At 41.6% G+C, this 19,329-nt stretch carries 16 protein-coding genes and 3 pseudogenes; 5 read left to right on the top strand and 14 right to left on the bottom strand.

The window, feature by feature from the left end; translation table 11 throughout:
- Positions 1 to 10 precede the first annotated feature (10 nt).
- Positions 11 to 622, bottom strand: coding sequence for a cupin (locus HEQ19_23210; GenBank protein WYM01977.1), 612 nt, complete (start codon positions 620 to 622; stop codon positions 11 to 13).
- Between the two features lie 7 nt (positions 623 to 629).
- Here HEQ19_23210 and HEQ19_23215 point away from each other — a divergent pair, with 7 nt between their 5' ends.
- Positions 630 to 809, top strand: a complete 180-nt coding sequence (locus tag HEQ19_23215; protein WYM01978.1) for a hypothetical protein — start codon at positions 630 to 632, stop codon at positions 807 to 809.
- Positions 810 to 918: 109 nt separating this feature from the next.
- Here HEQ19_23215 and HEQ19_23220 read toward each other — a convergent pair whose 3' ends face one another.
- The 8 genes and pseudogenes from HEQ19_23220 to fdxB form a co-directional block, all read right to left on the bottom strand.
- Positions 919 to 1,401 carry a hypothetical protein gene (locus tag HEQ19_23220; protein ID WYM01979.1) on the bottom strand — a complete coding sequence of 161 codons (483 nt, stop codon included), beginning with the start codon at positions 1,399 to 1,401 and terminating at the stop codon, positions 919 to 921.
- A gap of 667 nt (positions 1,402 to 2,068) precedes the next feature.
- Entirely contained in the window at positions 2,069 to 2,656 is a 588-nt protein-coding gene (locus tag HEQ19_23225) for a heme-copper oxidase subunit III (GenBank protein WYM01980.1), read from the bottom strand.
- A gap of 207 nt (positions 2,657 to 2,863) precedes the next feature.
- Positions 2,864 to 4,261, bottom strand: a pseudogene (locus HEQ19_23230) (cbb3-type cytochrome c oxidase subunit I).
- A gap of 596 nt (positions 4,262 to 4,857) precedes the next feature.
- Positions 4,858 to 6,285, bottom strand: a complete 1,428-nt coding sequence (locus tag HEQ19_23235; GenBank protein WYM01981.1) for a recombinase family protein — start codon at positions 6,283 to 6,285, stop codon at positions 4,858 to 4,860.
- Between the two features lie 58 nt (positions 6,286 to 6,343).
- Positions 6,344 to 6,619: pseudogene (locus HEQ19_23240) on the bottom strand (cbb3-type cytochrome c oxidase subunit I).
- 91 nt (positions 6,620 to 6,710) lie between these two features.
- Positions 6,711 to 7,688 carry a cytochrome c oxidase subunit II gene (locus tag HEQ19_23245; GenBank protein WYM01982.1) on the bottom strand — a complete coding sequence of 326 codons (978 nt, stop codon included), beginning with the start codon at positions 7,686 to 7,688 and terminating at the stop codon, positions 6,711 to 6,713.
- Positions 7,689 to 7,748: 60 nt separating this feature from the next.
- Positions 7,749 to 7,922 carry a hypothetical protein gene (locus tag HEQ19_23250; GenBank protein WYM01983.1) on the bottom strand — a complete coding sequence of 58 codons (174 nt, stop codon included), beginning with the start codon at positions 7,920 to 7,922 and terminating at the stop codon, positions 7,749 to 7,751.
- 363 nt (positions 7,923 to 8,285) lie between these two features.
- Entirely contained in the window at positions 8,286 to 8,579 is a 294-nt protein-coding gene (gene fdxB / locus HEQ19_23255) for a ferredoxin III, nif-specific (protein ID WYM01984.1), read from the bottom strand.
- 616 nt (positions 8,580 to 9,195) lie between these two features.
- Here fdxB and HEQ19_23260 point away from each other — a divergent pair.
- Together HEQ19_23260 and HEQ19_23265 are read left to right on the top strand one after the other, a co-directional pair.
- On the top strand, positions 9,196 to 10,788 hold the full coding sequence (locus HEQ19_23260; GenBank protein WYM03560.1) for a helix-turn-helix domain-containing protein: 1,593 nt from the start codon (positions 9,196 to 9,198) through the stop codon (positions 10,786 to 10,788).
- A gap of 361 nt (positions 10,789 to 11,149) precedes the next feature.
- Positions 11,150 to 11,539, top strand: a pseudogene (locus HEQ19_23265) (RNA-guided endonuclease TnpB family protein).
- On the opposite strand, the gene HEQ19_23270 reads toward HEQ19_23265, so the two are convergent.
- The 5 genes from HEQ19_23270 to HEQ19_23290 all read right to left on the bottom strand — a co-directional run bounded on the left by HEQ19_23270 (position 11,502) and on the right by HEQ19_23290 (position 17,354).
- Positions 11,502 to 12,554, bottom strand: a complete 1,053-nt coding sequence (locus HEQ19_23270) for a D-alanine--D-alanine ligase (protein WYM01985.1) — start codon at positions 12,552 to 12,554, stop codon at positions 11,502 to 11,504. The pseudogene HEQ19_23265 and the gene HEQ19_23270 overlap by 38 nt on opposite strands.
- Positions 12,555 to 12,672: 118 nt before the next feature.
- The gene (locus HEQ19_23275) at positions 12,673 to 14,070 is read right to left on the bottom strand and encodes an ATP-grasp domain-containing protein (GenBank protein WYM01986.1); all 1,398 of its coding nucleotides are present in this window, start codon (positions 14,068 to 14,070) and stop codon (positions 12,673 to 12,675) included.
- Between the two features lie 209 nt (positions 14,071 to 14,279).
- Positions 14,280 to 15,113 carry a class I SAM-dependent methyltransferase gene (locus tag HEQ19_23280; protein ID WYM01987.1) on the bottom strand — a complete coding sequence of 278 codons (834 nt, stop codon included), beginning with the start codon at positions 15,111 to 15,113 and terminating at the stop codon, positions 14,280 to 14,282.
- 4 nt (positions 15,114 to 15,117) lie between these two features.
- Entirely contained in the window at positions 15,118 to 16,347 is a 1,230-nt protein-coding gene (locus HEQ19_23285; GenBank protein WYM01988.1) for a sedoheptulose 7-phosphate cyclase, read from the bottom strand.
- 833 nt (positions 16,348 to 17,180) lie between these two features.
- Complete coding sequence (locus HEQ19_23290; GenBank protein ID WYM01989.1) at positions 17,181 to 17,354, bottom strand: hypothetical protein; 174 nt, start codon at positions 17,352 to 17,354, stop codon at positions 17,181 to 17,183.
- 80 nt (positions 17,355 to 17,434) lie between these two features.
- Here HEQ19_23290 and HEQ19_23295 point away from each other — a divergent pair, with 80 nt between their 5' ends.
- Together HEQ19_23295 and HEQ19_23300 are read left to right on the top strand one after the other, a co-directional pair.
- Entirely contained in the window at positions 17,435 to 18,718 is a 1,284-nt protein-coding gene (locus HEQ19_23295; protein ID WYM01990.1) for a transposase, read from the top strand.
- Between the two features lie 225 nt (positions 18,719 to 18,943).
- On the top strand, positions 18,944 to 19,279 hold the full coding sequence (locus HEQ19_23300; GenBank protein WYM01991.1) for a CTB family bacteriocin: 336 nt from the start codon (positions 18,944 to 18,946) through the stop codon (positions 19,277 to 19,279).
- Positions 19,280 to 19,329: the final 50 nt, after the last annotated feature.

Consider the following 19,329-nt stretch of genomic DNA (forward strand, 5'->3'; position numbering starts at 1 on the left):
GCCGCTCAACTTAAAATTTTTTAGCAATATGGCTCACCGAGTCAAATTCAAACCTTTGTTTCGGATCGGTTTCGCCATAAACATTAAAAGTTACCGTAGGTTCATCACCTACTGATTGCACACTATGAATTGCATCAGGAGTGAAACTAATAATATCTCCGGGAAATAACGTAATTTCTCCCGTCTTTTCAATTTTATCCTCAGATTCTCGGCTGTGGGTTCGTCCCCAAATTGTGTTTTTTTCCTGACCTTTTAACACCGCCACCACTCCCCAAGTTCCATGATTATGAATTGTGGATCTAGTTCCCGGCGCAAAAGTTACCGTTTGCACTGTTAGCGGAAAACCTAACTCATCATACAGCAGTAACACAGAAGTTCCCGTTTCCTGACAAGGCTGTAAATATTGACTTTGCACCCAGTAAGAATTAACCATCAATCGCCTTACCAGCATCCTGATTTCGGGAAGTCTACTAGATTCATCCTCAACATTATTGAGAACATCTTCTACCTCAGTTAAAAACCGATACAGGCGATAATTCTCCCGCAACAAATCCCATGCTCTCACAGATTTACAGACTTGATACTCACCATCACCAGTTATCAGCCAATCCTTACCTTTCATGCTTTAATTGTCCTTTGTCCTTTGTCCTTTGTTATTTGTCATTTGTCATTTGTCCTTTGTTATTTGTCATTTGTCATTTGTCATTTGTCATTTGTCATTGGTCATTTGTCCTTTGTTATTTGTCATTGGTCATTTGTCATTGGTCATTGGTCATTTGTCATTTGTTACGGCATTTTCCCGTAAATAGACCACGCTTTTGGGGCGCAAGGCCTTGCGCCCCAACGAGGATCTATGGTTATTGCATAAAAATTACTGTAATCAGCGAAAATCACAAATAAAAAATAACCAATGACAAATCAATCCTCTTGGGCTGGACGTGTCAAAATATCCAGAAGAATACCGGAACCAAAATCATTTTTATCGTCAATTTGTTTAACTTGGCTACTTATTTGTTTCGCCTGCTCAATCTCTCCCAGTTTGGCTAATACTAACCCAGAAGCAGCATAAGTATTTAAGTACAATCGAATTTGCGGGTCTTCTTTTCGACTCACCAATATTGGTTTAAGTTGCTCCCAATTATCAGGTAATTTTTCCGCTGCTTTTATTTTATCTAATAATTTAACTGTGGTTTGCAGCGCTAAAGGATAATTATTTTTGTAGTAAAAAAATCTATAAGCTGATACAAATATATCTGTATATTCGCCAGCTTTATCTAAAGCCTCTTGAATATATTTTTCTGATTCTGGGGTATTCTCCCAGGTTTGTGCTGCTAATATCAATAACTTTTTGATATCCTCTGGAACTTCAAACCATGAAAACTTTGCTGGATCAACTTGCATAAAAACCTCGTTGAGAGTAAGGAGTAATGAGTAAGGAGTAAGGAGTAAGGAGTAAGGAGTAATGAGTAATGAGTAAGGAGTAAGGAGTAAGGAGTAAGGAGTAAGGAGTAATGAGTAAGGAGTAAGGAGTAAGGAGTAAGGAGTAATGAGTAAGGAGTAAGGAGTAAGGAGTAAGGAGTAAGGAGTAAGGAGTAAGGAGTAAGGAGTAAGGAGTAAGGAGTAAGGAGTAAGGAGTAATGAGTAATGAGTAAGGAGTAATGAGTAATGAGTAAGGAGTAAGGAGTAAGGAGTAAGGAGTAAGGAGTAATGAGTAAGGAGTAAGGAGTAAGGAGTAAGGAGTAAGGAGTAAGGAGTAATGAGTAATGAGTAAGGAGTAAGGAGTAAGGAGTAAGGAGTAATGAGTAAGGAGTAAGGAGTAATGAGTAATGAGTAAGGAGTAAGGAGTAAGGAGTAAGGAGTAAGGAGTAATGAGTAAGGAGTAAGGAGTAAGGAGTAAGGAGTAAGGAGTAATGAGTAAGGAGTAATGAGTAAGGAGTAAGGAGTAAGGAGTAAGGAGTAAGGAGTAATGAGTTATGAGTTATATCATAGCCCCCTCCTCGCTTGCGGGGAGGGGGTTGGGGGTGGGGTTCTTGTACTTATAACTCCCAACTCCAAATTCCTAACTTGTTTAAAAAATACTGAGAATGTAGATGAGAGTGAAGAGAACAATCCAAATTATATCGACAAAATGCCAGTAAATTTCTGCCATTTCGATACCTGTGTGTTTGCTAGCAGAATAATGACCAGCATGACGCGATCGCCACAACACACCTAAAATTAACAACAGTCCCACAAATACGTGCAAACCGTGGAACCCTGTCATCAGATAAAAACAGTTGGAGAATACGTTAGTAGTTAAACCGTATCCTAATGTGGCGTACTCATAAATCTGACCTACCAAGAAAATCGCGCCCATGATAGCGGTGATTCCATACCAAAACCGCATACCGTTGACATCATTCTTTTTAATCGCCACATCACCAAAATGAATGACGAAACTACTAGAAACCAGAATAATGGTGTTAATTGTTGGTAAAAATAACTCTACCTCAGTTCCTTCTGGCGGCCAAACTGGTGTAATACCTCTAAAAAACAAATAAGTGGCAAAAAATCCACCAAACATTAACGATTCAGAGATGAGGAATGTCAATAATCCCCAAACTCTTAAATCTGGATGATGTTCTTCGTGATGTTCGCTTGTTGTCGCTATGGTCATATGATTTACTCTTTCTTTGCGCCTTTGCGCCTTTGCGTGAGTAAGATAAAGTACGGTGCGTCAGCAGCGAAAAATTAGTCATCTTATCCGAAAATTCACCTGTCTGACGCACCCTACAGACTACTGAACTCGGAGTTTCCTGTTCCAAGCTCGGAGTTTCCTGTTCCAAGCTCGGAGTTTCCTGTTCCAAGCTCGGAGTTTCCTGTTCTAAGCACTAACTTCCGGTGTTCCAACTGGTTGCACTTCTGCACGATGACCGTAGTCGTAGGGACCGTGAGTTACAACAGGCAAAACTTCCCAGTTTTCAATGATAGGTGGTGAGCTGGTTGTCCATTCTAAGGTCAAAGCTTGCCAAGGATTATCACCAGCCAAGGGGCCTTTGAGCCAACTTTGAATCATGTTGTAAGCAAAGGGAATTACCGATATCCCTAAGACAAATGCACCAAAGGTAGAAAGCTGATTGAGGTTGATAAATTGTGGGTCATACATAGCTACCCGTCTTGGCATTCCTTGCAAGCCCAATTCGTGCATGGGTAGGAAGGTCAAATTGGTGCCGATGAAGGTGAGGACAAAGTGAACGCGACCCCAAATTTCATTCAATTTGCGTCCGGTCATTTTGGGGAACCAGTGATAGATACCTGCGTAGATACCAAACACGGAACCGCCAAACAGGACGTAATGGAAATGTCCCACAACATAATATGTGTCGTGGACATGAAGATCAAAGGGCGCTGTTCCCATTGTCACGCCGCTTAAACCGCCCATGACAAACATGGATAATAAGCCAATGGCGAATAGCATGGCACTGGTGAAGCGAATTTTACCACCCCAGAGGGTAGCAACCCAGGCAAAAATCTTGACGCCAGTGGGAACGGCGACGATGAGGGTGGAGATAGTGAAGAAAATCCGCATCCAACCAGCAGTCCCGCTGGTAAACATGTGGTGTACCCAGACGAACAAACCGACAACGCAGATGGCGACACTCGAATAAGCGATCGCTTTATAACCGAAGATTGGTTTGCGGGAGTGAACGGGAATTACCTCCGACATAATGCCGAAGATTGGCAGTATCATTAAATATACTGCTGGGTGGGAATAAAACCAAAACAAGTGTTGATAGATAACAACGTTACCGCCTGCATCTGGTTTAAAGAAAGAAGTCCCAAAGTTGAGGTCAAACAACAGCAACACCAAACCAGCAGCTAACACAGGTGTAGAGAGAAGTGCCAGGATGGAAGTTGCTAAAATTGCCCAGCAGAACAAGGGTACTTGGTCCCATTTCATGCTAGGAACTTTCATCATCAAAATGGTGATGACAAAGTTCAAAGAACCCAAAATTGAGGAAGTTCCTACCAACACAATCGCCAAAATCCACATGGTTTGTGCGGTGTTGGCTGTCACCAAGCTTAATGGTGGGTAAGCAGTCCAACCAGATTGGGAACCACCAAAGATGAAACTACCTAACAGTAGTAATCCTGCTGGTGGGTTTAACCAGAAGGCGATCGCATTCAGTTTGGGGAAAGCCATATCTCTAGCACCAATCATCAGCGGTACTAGAAAGTTACCAAATCCACCAATCGCACTGGGGACAATCCACAGAAAAACATGGAATTATGGGTAACATGATTAAAAGGAGTAAGTTTGTGACGCACCCTACTTAATCTAACTATAGGAATCCGGCTTGATTTTTGAAAAGATGCGTAGGGTGCGTTAGCGACAGCGTAACGCACCATCATCAAAGATTTGGTGCGTTACGGATTTCATCCTAACGCACCCTACGATACCTAATTTTGTTCAAAAATCAAATAGGAGTCCTATAGCAACTTACGTTAGTGGTGCATAGTTAGGAAAGAATCATTAAAAATCACAATAAATCAAGCATTTTTACTTAATTGCATATATCACTAATATATCAATTCAATATTTTATTTTTAGCGACCTGACCTGAGTTTTTATCGATGTGCAGTCGATAGAAAATGCTCGGAGTAAACATTACATAAAAACCGCTGAGAATGTTACTAAACAAGCAAAATAGCGGTTGAATTAGTGATAATATTTTTGAGAAAAATCGCTTCAGAACATTTTTTATGAGATTAGCAGCAGATATTTTGCGAGAAGCTTTTAAACGTGTCGATAAATACCTTGAAGAAACTAAGATCACTAGAGAGGAATTGCTGTTATTGACCGAGGAAGAACGAAAATTAAGATTTAAAAACTATGTCAATAACACCTCTATTGCACCAGATAACCTCAATCAAGTCGTTGTAAAGCAAGTTTCGCTCGTGGGCTGACATGCTCTCCCAGATTTCAACGTCTAGTAGCGTTAGGTCTTGAAATCGTTTTTCTCTTTCGGTTGATTCTGCTGTCTTCATTTTCTGGCTTTCTTGAAGTAAAAATAGCTGCGTTTTCTTCTTCTCGATGACTTCTTGTAAATCAGGGTCGCCCATTGATTCATATAATTCAATAGATTTAATCAGCGCTTCTGTTTCAGGGTTTGTTTGCTGTGGTGCTTTTGATAAGTCAACCACTTTATCAACCAATGTTTTTGCATGGGTTAACAATGCGTCACGGACTTTTCGTTCAATCTTATCGAGAGTGGCACCTTTGTACTGTGCGAACTCAGGGCTACATCGTGGGTCACGTTCCCTAGCCCTACGACAGGATAAAGCATAGCCATAAGACCCATCTTTACGTTTGAAGTTGGCTCGCAAAGTCATCAACCCGCTACAGTTTTTGCAGCGAGCAATACCGCTGAAAACATTTACTAATTTATCAGTAGAGACACCCTTTTTCCGAACAATATTATCTTCAAATACAGCTTTAATAGTTAACCATTCGTCTTCAGTGATTAGTGGTTTATGCTTACCGTCAACTATGAGAATTGGTGTTTTTCTTTCATAAGACAAGTATTGTATTTTTCCTCGTAAAATTGCATTTCCTAACCAACGTTTTAGACTATGGGTTAATGGTGGTTTTAAGTGAATTTTTCCGTAATAGCTCGCTGGTGGGCAGTAGTAGATTTTTCTAAACTCTGTTATTGTCCCAGCTATCGTTTTATGCTTTAAAAACAAATCAACCAAGGATCTTGCAACTTCAAAATAACTTTTGTCGCTTTCTGGGTATAAATCGTTGTTAGGACGTAATTCACTATCGATTTTTACATAGCCGAAAATTGGTTTGTAAGGCTCTTTGCGTTCACGATGTTTGGCATGTCCTTGCTTTGAATGCGCTTGAATCCTGTCCCGAACCTGAGCCGCAAAAGCTGCCTTCATTCGCCCCATCAATTTCCCGTCGGGGCTGTGCAGGTCTAGTTCACCATCTTCCAGTGTTTTCAGAACTGTATCATGTTTAGCAAACAATTCCCGCAGTTGCTCCCACTGACCAGGGCTTCTTGTTAGTCTATCGAAGTTCGGTATAACTACACGGGCAACTGTCCCTGATTTGACCAGTGTTATAACTTCGTTTAATCCTTTTCGGTTTTCGGAAGCGCCGGATTCAACATCGAAAAAAACAAGGTTTTCAGGGATACCATATAGTATTAATGCTCCAATGTAGCGTTCCAATGCGTGACCGTCGGTTTGTTGTTGCTGGGTAGAGACGCGACAGTAGCCAACTACCAACCTTTGCATAAATGTCCCGGTAAAACTGCCAGAACATCATACCACGGAACCCACAAGTCTACTTTAAAATCATAATCGTCCCGTGATTGGTCATGAAAGCATTATACAGAGCCGGATCGAGTAAATCTGCATCTGGTGTTGCTAGTTCAGCCCGAATGGCGATCGCCATCAGTCCACCAATCAAATAGAAAACAAACGCCGTCACTAGGTATTGAATCCCAATAACCTTGTGGTCAACATTAAATGTAAAGTAGTCCTGCCATTTCCACGCTTTGGGATGGGAGGTGTGACCAGCTACCAGCTTATCTGGCGGCGTATTTCGTGGAAATTCTACTTGTGTCATATTTTTTCACCGCTACGCAAAGTCCAGTGTCAAAAGTCCAAAGTAGTTAATTTTGACTCTTGACTCTTGACTCTTGACTAATGACTCTTGACTAATGACTCTTGACTAATGACTCTAGAGTTACCGCACTCACTCCCATATGATGGACATGAGGAGCAAGAAACTCTGATGTTGATAAATCCGCCGGGTTAACTGCAATGGCTTGATGCAATTGGGACTTTTGAGCAACGAGGTTTTCATTCACCCAGCTATCATATTCTTCTGGTGTGTGAACGATTACCTGAGTTCTCATGGAGCCGTGGTAAGAACCGCACAATTCCGTACACACTACCGGATAAGCACCTACTTTAGTAGCGACAAATCGCAGTTGGGTAGGTATCCCAGGAATTGCGTCTTGCTTCATCCGGAATTGCGGAACCCAGAACGAGTGAATTACATCCTGAGCTGAAAGGTTGAGTTGTACGTCAGCACCGACGGGAACGTGCAATTCTCCAGAAGAAATGCCACTCTCAGGGTAGTTAAATATCCAGGCGTACTGCATCCCGGAGACATCCACCACCAAATCGGCTGATTTACCTTGGGTTTTGGGAGACGCACCAATCCCAATTTTGGGAGCAGCCATAGAGTCAGGGGCGCCATCCAAAGTATCAGCCAAAGCAGACCCGCTGATCACAGCCACATGCGCCGAGGAATGACCATGACCTGCTGGTTCAAAGCCGCCCATTTGGTTATAGACATCTACACTGTAGATTCCCAAACCAATCACAATTACTGATGGAATAGCTGTCCAAAAAATTTCTAAGGGAACATTACCTTCTAGTGGTAAACCATCGGTGTCATCCCCTGGACGGCGACGAAACTTAAACAGAAAAATCAGAATTGTTCCTTCTACCACCAAAAACAGGCCGATGGCAATGGTAAACATGATATTGAAAAATCCGTCTACCAAAGGCGCTTGTTGCGATGCGGCGACCGGCATTAATGAGTGGTTTTGACCAATCCAAATGCTGACTGTTGCAATTAATATACCAGCAATCAGGGTCCATAGTGAAACAGGAATTTTTTGCATACATGCTACCTGCTCTGTAAAACTTCATCCAATGTGTAATTTTCTGGTTTTTACCAAGGATTAATTATTAGGTATTCGGTACTGGATATTCAGAAAACTCTTTTCTCGTCCTTCCCAGTCCCCAATTCCCAATACTTCGACAAGCTCAGTACAAGTCCCCAATCCCCAGCGATGCACTGAGCGGTCGTTGTGTCCCCAGTCCCTACTTTCACAGGGCAGTGTTTTTATTTTCACTCATTAATTTTCTAACTTGTTTCTGTGAAAAATGGGGGAAATTTCCATATCTTTTCACATCTTTCCCCCAAAACAATCAAGCAATATCTCAACTCCTATAACAAAGGAGCCTGCGATTTCCCAACAAGCTATTTCCTCCAATCAGGCACTATTAGCCCTAATATTAATTAGGCTAAATGAGCAGCAAGTTTGAAACTGTTAATAGATAACATTTAGTGATTTACGTTTTTGTTTACTGTGAACTTTTTTGCTAGTTACGGTAAATTTATAGATTTCCCCTCTAGTGACCTTGCTTGGGGCTTTATTTCCACAGTGCCTAAATTGATGAAATTGATAACAATTGTTACCAGATTCGCCAAAACATTAGCTGTCTAATACCGCATGGCTGTAGCAATTCTTGGGACAAATACGTGAACAAGCCTGACAACCAATACAGTTTTCTGGGCTAGCTACTGTCATCACTTTCCGTTCAATTTCTTCATCATCCTCGTCTTCAACAAATTCTCCTTCTTCGTTGAGTGCTTTCAATCCCAGCACATTGTACCCGCAAACTTTAATGCATCTGCCACAGCCGATACATTTATCTTTGTCAATTTCCTGGGCAAATTTTGGTGTCCAGGCTTTACCTCCAAATGTCAATCCTGTGAGTGTTGCCATAAATCAATCCTCGGCATTTAGCCCTACAAAAATATTGGCGATTTAATCATTATCTTACCCTAATCTTAAATCCCTAATTTTGATGTAAAACAATTAATTTTTATTCAATCAAAATTTGATGACTTTATCTCAAGTCTTTTCTGTTATTTTTTATCCGGATATTGAAATTATATTTCTTGTAACACATGTGCCCGGAGAGTAAGTTCTGGAATATTGAAATTTTGAATAAAAAATATGCATCCTCTAATTTAGAAACTTAACTGTTCGTCGAAAACACTTTTGTTAAACTTTTTTGTCAAATAAAATACGTTTATTTACTAAGGATTTGATTAAATTATTAAGAAATATTTCTAGGCTCGTTGTGAACAAACCCAGCATATTTATTATGAAATGTATAGTTAATAAAGAAGTAATATTAGGCTAGGCTTTCAAGCCTTAAATAGCTTCCAAATGGATGCACATTCTGAACATAGATGTGGGGAAATAGTGAGCTAATAAAATATTTTTCTTTTCGGGAAAAATATAGTAGCGAGTCGTGAATTTCATGAAGCGAAAGGAAACATCCAGGGGAGACTTGAGCCAAACATCTCAACGATTAGAGTGGGAAAAGAGTAATATGCCTTATACAATTCCTAACAAAAGTTGCGTTGGATGTGACAACTGCCGTCCCCAATGTCCTACGGGTGCAATCAAAATAGAGAACAATGAATACTGGATCGATCCTTGTCTTTGTAACAATTGTGAGGGTTATTATCCCCAACCGCAATGTGTAATAGCCTGTCCAACCCAATCTCCCATACCTTTGCAGGCGAAAAAAGGGAGATGTAAAGTTGAACCGAGAGATGCTAGCAGCCCAGATTTATTTTCTAACGGGAAGAATCATCCATTTGCTTCAGCGATCGCCATTTGGGAAGCTTGTAACGTCCTCGCGCAGCGCACATCACTACATTGGGAAATTGATGAAGCAGGTTACTTATGTTATGGCCGACAAGTAAATCAGGGAAAAGGGGCGATCGCCTTTCACATCCAAGATCCATTCCAAGTCAGCAATCGCACCACACAATTAGAAAGCATTGCAGCCCTAGATATTAGAGCCGCTTGTATCCATCTAATTTTTGCAGCTCACGCCACAGCCAAAGAGCAACCTTGGGAGCAGGAATTTGCGATCGACGAACGCCAGCTAGAGAAATATTTAGGGCTAGAGAAACGCAAAGACCTGAGCAAAACCGCCAAACTCAATTTAATGAAAAACATCGTGCAACAAGCTTGTTCACTGATCATATCCATTGACTGGCCCCAACAAGGTCGAGTTAGGGGATTTTCCGTAGCAGGGACTCGCCTATGGCACTTGCTAAACATTGAACATCACTTTCAAGAAGACGATTTGGGATGCAAATATCTCATCGGACTAACTTTTAAAGTGAAAGCGGGAATCTGGGCACAGCATTTCTTAAACAAACAAGCTTGTAAAGAGCGAAACGCATTCTATCAATATGGTACTCTACCTAAAACCCTGTTAACCACAGTCATGAGCATTTGGCAGCAACATGAAGGTGCCGCCCGATTAATGCTATGGTTGCTGTTTAAAACCAAAATGGGTAAAGAACAACGTATTACCGTTCCTACTTTGCTGCGCGTTGCTTACGGTGAGGAAAAAGTTACCCTCGCCTCCAGACAAAGAGAAGAACGTAAACGCCTACTACGTACCTTTGAAAGCGATTTAGAAATGCTCAATCATTATGGAGTCAAACCAAACTTCGACCCCGTTACCTATCCAACAGAAATTCAACCACTGTGGGCAAAATTAGTTGATGTTCCCGAAGATCCAGAAGCAGCATTAGAATTTTGGACTAATGACGGCGGTGGTGACACCAGGCTCACAGACTCAGGCCCCCGTGGTAAGTGGAATCTGCTGCTAAATGCTCGGATTTTGTCCTTTGAACTTCCCCCAGAATGGAAAGTGCAAAACTCCCAGACCGAAAAAAAGCAGCGGCGCAATTCCAAAACCACAAAAAAGCCAAAAATCACAGGCGATCTGCTCGGTGAAGAGATTTTACAGGCGCGAAAAAATCTGAATCTCTCCCAGAGAGAGTTAGCAAAGCTCACAGGTAAAAGCCAAAGTTGGATTCGAGATCTAGAAAATGGCCGTTTAAAAGCCAAACTAGAAGACCAACTGCTGTTAAGGAAAGTGCTGAATATGGCTTTTTGATGCACCCACCCCGCTGGTTGGGGTGCGATTGACCCCGACCACAAGGGGTAAACAATTTTAGATTTTGGATACTTCGACTTCGCTCAGTACAAGTTTTGAATTTTGGATTAAATCTAAAATCTAAAATTGGCTTGGTCAAGCAGCCTTTTGATTGTTGCCCAAGGTGGCTCTTCCGTACTTAGCGTGCTGAATTTATTAAATAATCAGCTTGAAACCCTTGCAGAGCTAAGATAATAGCCATTATTTTCTGTATTTTATATCATATTGCTAAAAATTAAATTATGAACGCCTGTAAGCCTTACTTTTAAAGCAAATTTATAAACTTTAATTAATAATTAAGCACGCTAAGTACGCAAGAACCAAATTTGTTCAAATGCCCTTGGGCAAACTTAAAGACAGATTGGAACAACTATGTGATTTACACGGAATTAGATACCACCAAACAGAAGAATCCTACACGTCAAAAGCAAGTTACTTAGATGGAGACTCCCTACCCGTTTATGGTCAAAAACCAGTTGGGTGGAAAGCGTCAGGTAAGCGTGTTGAACGTGGATTGTACCGAACCGCAAATGGTTCAATTGTTAATGCTGACCTAAACGGTGCAGCAAATATACTAAAAAAAGTAGCCAGCAATCTAAGCATAGACTTAGGCTTACTGGGTAGACGCTGTTTGACGAGCGTAGCGAGAATTAGACTTTGGATACTACCTAAGTTTACTCTGTCCGCAGAATCTCAGTCCCTTCAGGGCTGAGAGTGTCAATGATAGCCGTCATTAATAACTCATTTAGAGGGATTCCCGCTGCTTTCGCCATACAGGAAATCACACTTTTAGGAGCAAAAGAACAATACAACCCGGCTTCTAAAAACCAAGGTTGTCCCTGTGGGTCGATGCGAAAATCAAATAAACTGTAGTGGCGACAACCTAAAGCCTGATGACACTTTTTAGCTACTTGCTGAACTTTTTCGGTGATGGGGTCATTAGGGTCTACCATCCAAGCTTTAATATTATCTTTAGCAGTAAAATGCAAGTTGCCGTCCTCGGTTTGTTGGAGTTTATCAGCATAGTTGCGAATGGGTTTTTCCTGGGGGTCTACCAGATACTCTTCTAGGGGTAAACCCACTAGCTCCCCATCTTGAACAATGAGGCCGCATCTGACTTCTCGACCGAGTTCGATGAATGTTTCGACAATCACCTCCGAAGCATATTCAAATGCTGTTTTCAAGGCAGCGTCATATTCAGTAACATCTTTAACTAAGGCTACCCCTAAAGAGTTGTCAGCACTTGCGGGTTTGACAACTGCTGGAGGTGAAATTGTCGGTACGTCTCCTGGGCGCAGCAGTTCTCCACGAGGTACTTTCACCCCTGCTGCTTCGACAATTGCTTTGGCTCTGGCTTTGTGGGCGGCGATCGCCATAATATCTGGAGTATTACCGATGTAAGGAATATTCAGCAGGTCGAATAAAGCCCGGTAGTGAGTCATTCCCGGAATACAAAACATTTGTGGTATCACAAGGTCAATGTTTTGCGCTGTGATCAACTCTATGGCTTCAAACAGAGTCATCGGTTTGGCGACAGCAATATCTTCTGGTTCCAGGGTACGAGGAAATCGCCAGTGGCGATCAGGTGTGATGTATGCAATTTGAAATTCATAGCGCGATGGCTCTGCTGTTGCTGTTAGACAATCTTGAGCATAAAGGCGTGACAAATTACAGTAAAAATCATTGTGGGCAGACCCAACTAAATGAAGAATACGAAGTAATGGCATGATTCATCTTCCTATGTGATTTAAGGCTGTAACTGGAGTTTAGTAGTTCATGAAACGATTTATAAAAGCTTTAATTGCATTTGATTTTTACTACTGTCTCTGAGATGAAAATAGCCTTTTAATCGCCGCCTAATTCCACCAATTTGCCAATGTTGAAGTCTATTTTTACCCATCCTTTAAGTTGTTGCAGATTCTTGAGCAAAAGTAGAGGAATTTGCCAGTGATGCAAGGTCAAAAATGGTATGGGGTCATCAAGACAGTAAATAGCATCAGTACCCCGCACTAGGGTATTAACAGCCGTTTGCAATTGTTTCCCGGAACGGATACCAGTTAGTCGCCAGATTTCGTGATATATCCAGTAAGTGGGTTTGCTACTTGCTAAAGGTTCCACCGGTGCAGCTAAAGGAGTTTTCCCAAAATAGGCATCTGCCACACCAGGATGATTGTAGAACATTGTGATTGCCGAATGAGTACGGGGGTTGCATTCAATGGCGTAAACTGTACCGTCTTCGGCTTGGATAAAGTCGAAAGAAATTTGTCCAGTCAGTTGCAAATTCTTGACGAAGTGTTGCACCCATTGACGGATTTGGGGATTTTCGACGTTTTCATAGTTGATTTGAAACGCCGAAGAGTTGCAACAGCAATGCAATCTTAATTCTCCATCTCGCACTGTACTATGGGTACAGAACTCCTTACCAGGAATAAACTCTTGCATAATCCAAGGTGTTTCTGGACTGATGGGTAAACTGTTGACAAAGGCTGCTGTCTCTTCTGGGGTGTCGCAGGGAAGTTTGGTTAAATTTAAGCGGCGAACGGAGTCGTAAGCAATACTTTTAAGAATATATTTGCGGGTTTCTTGACTAAAATCAAAATCGATAACCTGTTGAGGATTTGTGATTTTAAAAGACTTGGGAACAGATAAACCCAGCGATCGCGCTTGATCCGTAAAGGCAAATTTATCATCTAGCATCTTAGTGATATCTGGATCAAAGTGCAAAACTTCGCAGTATTCTGCTAGTGCAGGCTTTGCTAAAGAGTCGTAGTAACTAGCGATAGGACTGCATACAGGTACATAAATGTCAACTTTTTCCTTTTTAACAATTTCTACTAGGGACTGAATATAGCCTTCTGGGTCTGATTGCGGAGCCTGGACTGTATAAAAACGACTCACGGCTTGAGAAAATCTATGCCCAGACAACCAGTATTTATGACTTTCAATCAGAATAACTCTGTGTCCGCCTGCATGAAAGCAGCGAGCCAGTTGCAATGCTTTGGTCATCTTGGCTCCACTCACCAAGATAGTCTGAGGAGGAGTAGCCACTCTGCTGCTTTTGGTAAACGGCGATCGCACAATGCCCCACAATAAAGATATCAACACTATCAAAGCATTGAATGGCAAGGCGATTAATAATAATGTCAGTGTACCCAGAGTCTTGAATAGAGCCACTATCTTTTGCCTCACACCCCTTGAAGGCGTTGTCGATGGAAGTAGAGATACAAAAATCGATTGTGCCATAAGTTTTTCAAATTATAAGGAGATGAGGGAGATGAGCAAGTAGGGGAGATGAGGGAGTAGTCAAAAATCTTGCAAAAGTCCTCTAACACCCCACCCCCAGTCCCTAAGCGCAAGCGCTTAGGGGAGAATTTGCTTTAGGGTAGGGTTCTTATTTTTTTATTTATGCAAGAGGTCTATGATTAACCCCTCATCCTCCTTATCGCCCTCAATTATGCTACCCGTCTAATCAAGGTCACACCATCTCGTATGGGTAGCAAAACTTGCTCTACACGAGGATCGGCGGCGACAACAGCGTTGAACTGAGCGATCGCTTCACCGTTGGCGGTGCGTTGTTCTGGTGGTAGGTAAACTTGTCCTTGTAACAATGTATTATCCACGCAAATTAACCCGTCGGGACTTAGCAAGCTACTATCCAAGATGGTTTGAAAGTACTTTACATACTCCTTTTTATCGGCATCAACGAAGATTAAATCAAATGATTCTTTTGTTGCTGCTAGTTTGTGGAGTGTCTCTAGGGCTGGTGTTACTTCGACGACGATTTTGTGGCCGTGGACAGACTCGTCAAAGCAAGCTTGAGCAAATTGGGCGACATAGGGGTCTACCTCACAAGCTATGAGTTGCCCATCGCTTGGTAATGCTTCTGCCATTGCCAAAGCCGAATACCCTGTAAACATTCCTAATTCTAGAATGCGCTTGGCCTTGGTCATGTGAACAAACATTTTTAATGTCTGTCCTTCAAGATGTCCTGACAGCATTTCCTGTTCTAGTTGACGGACTGTTTCCCCATCACTAAAGCGTTTGCTCCAGTCTTCAAGGCTAGTTTTTTGCGCCAATGCTGTTAATGCGCTCGATTCTGGGGTGGTGTAATCATCCAAGTAGGGATCTAAACCCGCTGCTAATTGAACTGCTTGCCACAGAGAATCTAATATCTCTGGGGGAATGTTGTTCTCTTTTGCTAATTTCAGGGTTTGCTGTAACTGGGCAACTAAGATGCTGTGTGGCGTGATTGGTCTAGCTGTTGGGAGTTTTACAACACTCGTCATATCTTCACACCCCTAATAGTTGAGCTTCTTCAGTTTCAATGTAGGCATCAACGCCTTTGCCACCACGAGGATATGTAGCACAAAGACGTTTGTGTTCAGCTAAAGCAGCATCAAGTTCTTGACGAGTCAAATCGTTGACAAAGAAGCACTCACCAATAGGACGAGGCATGGCGGCGCGTTGTTTGCCATCTCGTGTTAGGGTAATAGATTGGGTAGCATACCAGAGTAAATCTTCATCTAGTAGAGGATGATCGAGTGATAGACCTATACGACTCATCAAGTCTAGAATGCGATCGCGCTCTTGTGTGGGAATGTAGCCTCGTTGTGCTGCAATGGTTGCAGATAAAGCCATATCTATATTGACGGCATGACCATGATATAGGGGTACACGCGGCGCTAATTCTAGGGTAGGACTCCAAGTGTGGCCGTAAGCAATGACGCGATCAAGGTCTATTTCATGTAAGTTAGGAGTCTCTAACTCCAACATAGTTTTGATGGCTTCGTAGTTGACTTTATGGGCAATCTCTTTGATTTCTGGTGTACCATTCACATGTCCAAAGTGAGTGGAAAGCAGTTCTTCGCCATACTTGTATAGTAGTTCAAAGACTTGTGAGTTAGCAACTACAGCAATTTTTACTAATTCTGCCATCCCATTACGAACTTGAACCGTTGGCAAGGTTTGCAAAAATGAGAAATCGAGAATCACTTTTAAAGGTGCATGATATGCTCCCAAGCGATTTTTTAACTTGTGATGATTCACCGCTACCTTAATTGCTACACCTGCATCGATTAAGCCTATTAAGGTCGTAGGAATGCGAATGTAGTTACTCTTGCGACGGTAAGCAGCGCAAGCAAACCCAGCTACATCAGTAATTAGACCACCACCGATAACCAAGACTGGTTCTTTACGAACTAAGCCAAAGTCTGAAAAAGCGTCAACAATTTTTTCAAAAGTTGCAATGGTTTTATCCGGCTCTGTAATGATGATGGGAAATACTGTTAGTTCAATGTCATAGTGTCTAAAATATGACCTAATCTGCTCGCCATACAGTTCATACACATTGGCATCAATCACAGTCAGACAGCGACCAAATTTCCCATAGCTATCTGCAATTTCTCGGTTTTTAATGTCAAATGCACCGTTTACATAGATCAGACTAAAATCGATTTTTTCGTAACCTTGTACGTGAAATTCAGTTTCTTTCGCTTCAAAACTTGCTTGAACTGTATTCATGTCTGTTGACCTTTATTCAAACTAAAAAATTGTGGGATTTTGGTAGTACAGGAATACTATTTGATTTTTGAATTACACCTAAGCTAGACAATGCCAAGCAAAACCAAGGTGTGTAAGGCATAGCCCTACCCACAGATACTTAGACATGTTCAAAAATCAAACCGGATTCCTATAGTTCCGATTTACTCTATTGAATGTTTATTAACACTACCCACAACAAAAGCCTAACACGAGGTTTTTTCTTAACTTCGTGCCATTCGACTTATGTATGTAACTTTAGTTTACACTTTTTATGTAGAAATGTTAACTTTTTTGAGAATTTTAACGGGCATCACGCTATGTAATACAGAAAAGCATAACTTGTAGTGCCAGGAAACCCAGTCGTGACAAGGCTTGGAGCTTAGAGTACTTTTATGAAAGTCCACCTACGTGGACTATGCAAAATCTTGATTTTCCTGCCCAGGTACAGGCTACCCTACAGAAAGCCGCTCCCTCTTCGCTGTTCGTGTAGTCAGCGGTCTGAAGGCTTTTGGGATTTGAAATCGCGGGACTAGTCCTAGCCCATTGCTGATTACCTCGTGCCCATAGCCCCTCAATACTGCGTAGGTTTTGGAATTTCTTGGTTGAGGCAAGCTCTTGGAGCAGGGGGAGAAATGGAGGCTGGCGTTGAGTTTTGCCTCCCCTGCTTCCCCTGCCTCCCCTGCCTCCCCTGCAAATCCTACGCAGTATGATAAAACTTTAAACAAAATATAGTCTAGCAGAGTCAGATATAGTCTAAAAGACAGTCCTAATGAAATTATCTGATTATGCTAAAACCTTGGGGATTTCGTACCTTACCGCTTGACGACATTACAAAGCAGGTAAAATACCATATCCAACAGAACAACTTCCCACGGGTACGGTAATTGTTGATGACGACCCGAAAAAGATATCAGGGCAAAGCGCAAAACCGAAAAAATTGTAGAAGCCTTAAATTCTCCAACAGATTGATTAAGTTTTCTAGTCAAGCATATCTTACTGTATCTTGAATGATATACTAATTTCATTGCCAAAGTTGATCAATACTTTGACTACGCTCAGTATAAATATGCGTCAAGTAGAAAAGCACATAATCAAAGAAGGACATGACTGGTTTGATTATTGTAGTGACATTACCACTATTTCTCGACAGCTTTATAACACTGCTCAATTCACTCAACGCCAAGGTTTTTTCTACGGATGGGGAACTCAATCACAAGCTAGCTTAGACACTTTATTTAAACAAAACGAGAACTACAAAGCAATAAGCGCAAAAGTAGCTCAACTCGTATTAAAACAGAATGCAGATGCGTGGATTGCTTACTACAAAGCATTAGTGGCTTACAAACTTGAACCAACTAAGTTCACTGGTAGACCAAAACCACCTAATTATGTTGATGATAAGAACCTGATTAAGTTTAACAATCAAGCCATTGGTAAAAGAGAATTTAGTAAAGGTTCGGTTGTCCCGTCAATGTCGCCAATCAGAATCCCGGTAAAGCCTGGACTAAGATTTGAGGACTTGTGCGAAGTGCGAATTGTCCCAAAAACTGGATGCTTCGTTATCGAAATAGTCTATGAAATTACCGAGTTGTCAGAGTTTTTTTGTAGTTTGAATCCTGAACTGAATGCGGCGATAGACATAGGCTTAGACAATCTAGCGACGATTGTTTTCAACGACTTTAGCGAACAGCCAATTATCGTAAACGGGAAACCATTAAAATCAGCCAACCAATTTTATAACAAGCAGATTGCCAAGTTTCGAGGTTTTCTGCCTCATGGTAAAGCTAAATCAAGGCGAATCGCAAATATCGTCCGCAACCGTAATCAATTTATAGATTCATATTTGCATCAAGCCACAAAAATGATTGTGGATCAACTTCTATCTCTTGGTGTAACTCACGTCTCAATCGGGAAAAACGAACAATGGAAAACACGTCTTAATTTAGGTAAACGTACAAACCAAAGCTTTATTCAAATACCACATGCTAAATTTATCGAGATACTGACTTATAAATTAGTTAGAGTCGGTATTACCGTTAAGGTAGCAGAAGAATCTTACACAAGTAAGGCTTCAGCGATTGATTGGGACATCATCCCAACTTATCAACCTAACAACAAGATCAAGCATGTATTCTCAGGAAAACGTGTCAAACGTGCGTGGTATATCAGTAAAGATGGTTTGAAGATTCATGCTGACGTGAACGCAGGGTACAACATCGGCAGAAAAAGTAATCCTGAAGGGTTTGACTGTCTCCAGTCTATTCTAAGGGATAGGGGGTGTCTGGTAGTACATCCAAGGCGGATAACTCCACTATTTAAGCGTGTCCATGCTGAAAGTAGAGTCGCTTAAAGCTAAATTGCATAAGTCTGACTATATTTGACTATGTGATTTGGAACTATTGCATAGCCCCTTGCCTGCTATACATACAACAAATACAAGATTTTATTTCTACGTTGAGAGGTAAATCTACAAATTTGATTTCAGCCCTTAGATTTATGAATTCCTGACAAACAATGCTTATAGTTAAGTTCTTAGGTGATGAACCACCTAAAAACGTAAGTGAGGCTAAGAATCATGTCAAATCAAATAATTGCATCCGAGTTGTGTGCAGAGTTATCAGAAGGACAACAAGAGGTTGTCACCGGCGGTGCCGACTTTGAGTTGAGCGGTAGTAATTACGCTAACAGACTAGCTAATTTACAAGGTTTCACCACTTCCGGTCCAAATGGTAGCACGGGCAACTCTATAGGTCAAACTTCGGCTGTCAATACCGCTTCTCAAGATTTATTGGGATTGGGCGTGGCACAACTTCCTACAGGAATTGGTGCATTGGGTGCAGCACCAACAATCACTGGTTTAGCACAACCTGCTCAAGGTCCTGCCACAGTAGGCACCGGTCTTGGTCAATAGGCGGACATATCTACTCCGCCAAGCCCTTGAACCATTCCCACAGCCGACCG

This window comes from Gloeotrichia echinulata CP02, assembly GCA_038087035.1.
GTDB lineage: Bacteria > Cyanobacteriota > Cyanobacteriia > Cyanobacteriales > Nostocaceae > Gloeotrichia > Gloeotrichia echinulata.

Excerpts from the sequence above, each read along its gene's own strand:
- HEQ19_23225 (WYM01980.1), bottom strand. The coding sequence starts at position 2,656 with ATGACCATAGCGACAACAAGCGAACATCACGAAGAACATCATCCAGAT.
- HEQ19_23235 (WYM01981.1), bottom strand. The coding sequence starts at position 6,285 with ATGCAAAGGTTGGTAGTTGGCTACTGTCGCGTCTCTACCCAGCAACAA.
- HEQ19_23280 (WYM01987.1), bottom strand. The coding sequence starts at position 15,113 with ATGACGAGTGTTGTAAAACTCCCAACAGCTAGACCAATCACGCCACAC.
- HEQ19_23210 (WYM01977.1), bottom strand. The coding sequence starts at position 622 with ATGAAAGGTAAGGATTGGCTGATAACTGGTGATGGTGAGTATCAAGTC.
- HEQ19_23245 (WYM01982.1), bottom strand. The coding sequence starts at position 7,688 with ATGCAAAAAATTCCTGTTTCACTATGGACCCTGATTGCTGGTATATTA.
- HEQ19_23295 (WYM01990.1), top strand. The coding sequence starts at position 17,435 with ATGCGTCAAGTAGAAAAGCACATAATCAAAGAAGGACATGACTGGTTT.
- HEQ19_23285 (WYM01988.1), bottom strand. The coding sequence starts at position 16,347 with ATGAATACAGTTCAAGCAAGTTTTGAAGCGAAAGAAACTGAATTTCAC.
- HEQ19_23260 (WYM03560.1), top strand. The coding sequence starts at position 9,196 with ATGCCTTATACAATTCCTAACAAAAGTTGCGTTGGATGTGACAACTGC.
- HEQ19_23300 (WYM01991.1), top strand. The coding sequence starts at position 18,944 with ATGTCAAATCAAATAATTGCATCCGAGTTGTGTGCAGAGTTATCAGAA.
- HEQ19_23220 (WYM01979.1), bottom strand. The coding sequence starts at position 1,401 with ATGCAAGTTGATCCAGCAAAGTTTTCATGGTTTGAAGTTCCAGAGGAT.
- fdxB (WYM01984.1), bottom strand. The coding sequence starts at position 8,579 with ATGGCAACACTCACAGGATTGACATTTGGAGGTAAAGCCTGGACACCA.
- HEQ19_23270 (WYM01985.1), bottom strand. The coding sequence starts at position 12,554 with ATGCCATTACTTCGTATTCTTCATTTAGTTGGGTCTGCCCACAATGAT.
- HEQ19_23275 (WYM01986.1), bottom strand. The coding sequence starts at position 14,070 with ATGGCACAATCGATTTTTGTATCTCTACTTCCATCGACAACGCCTTCA.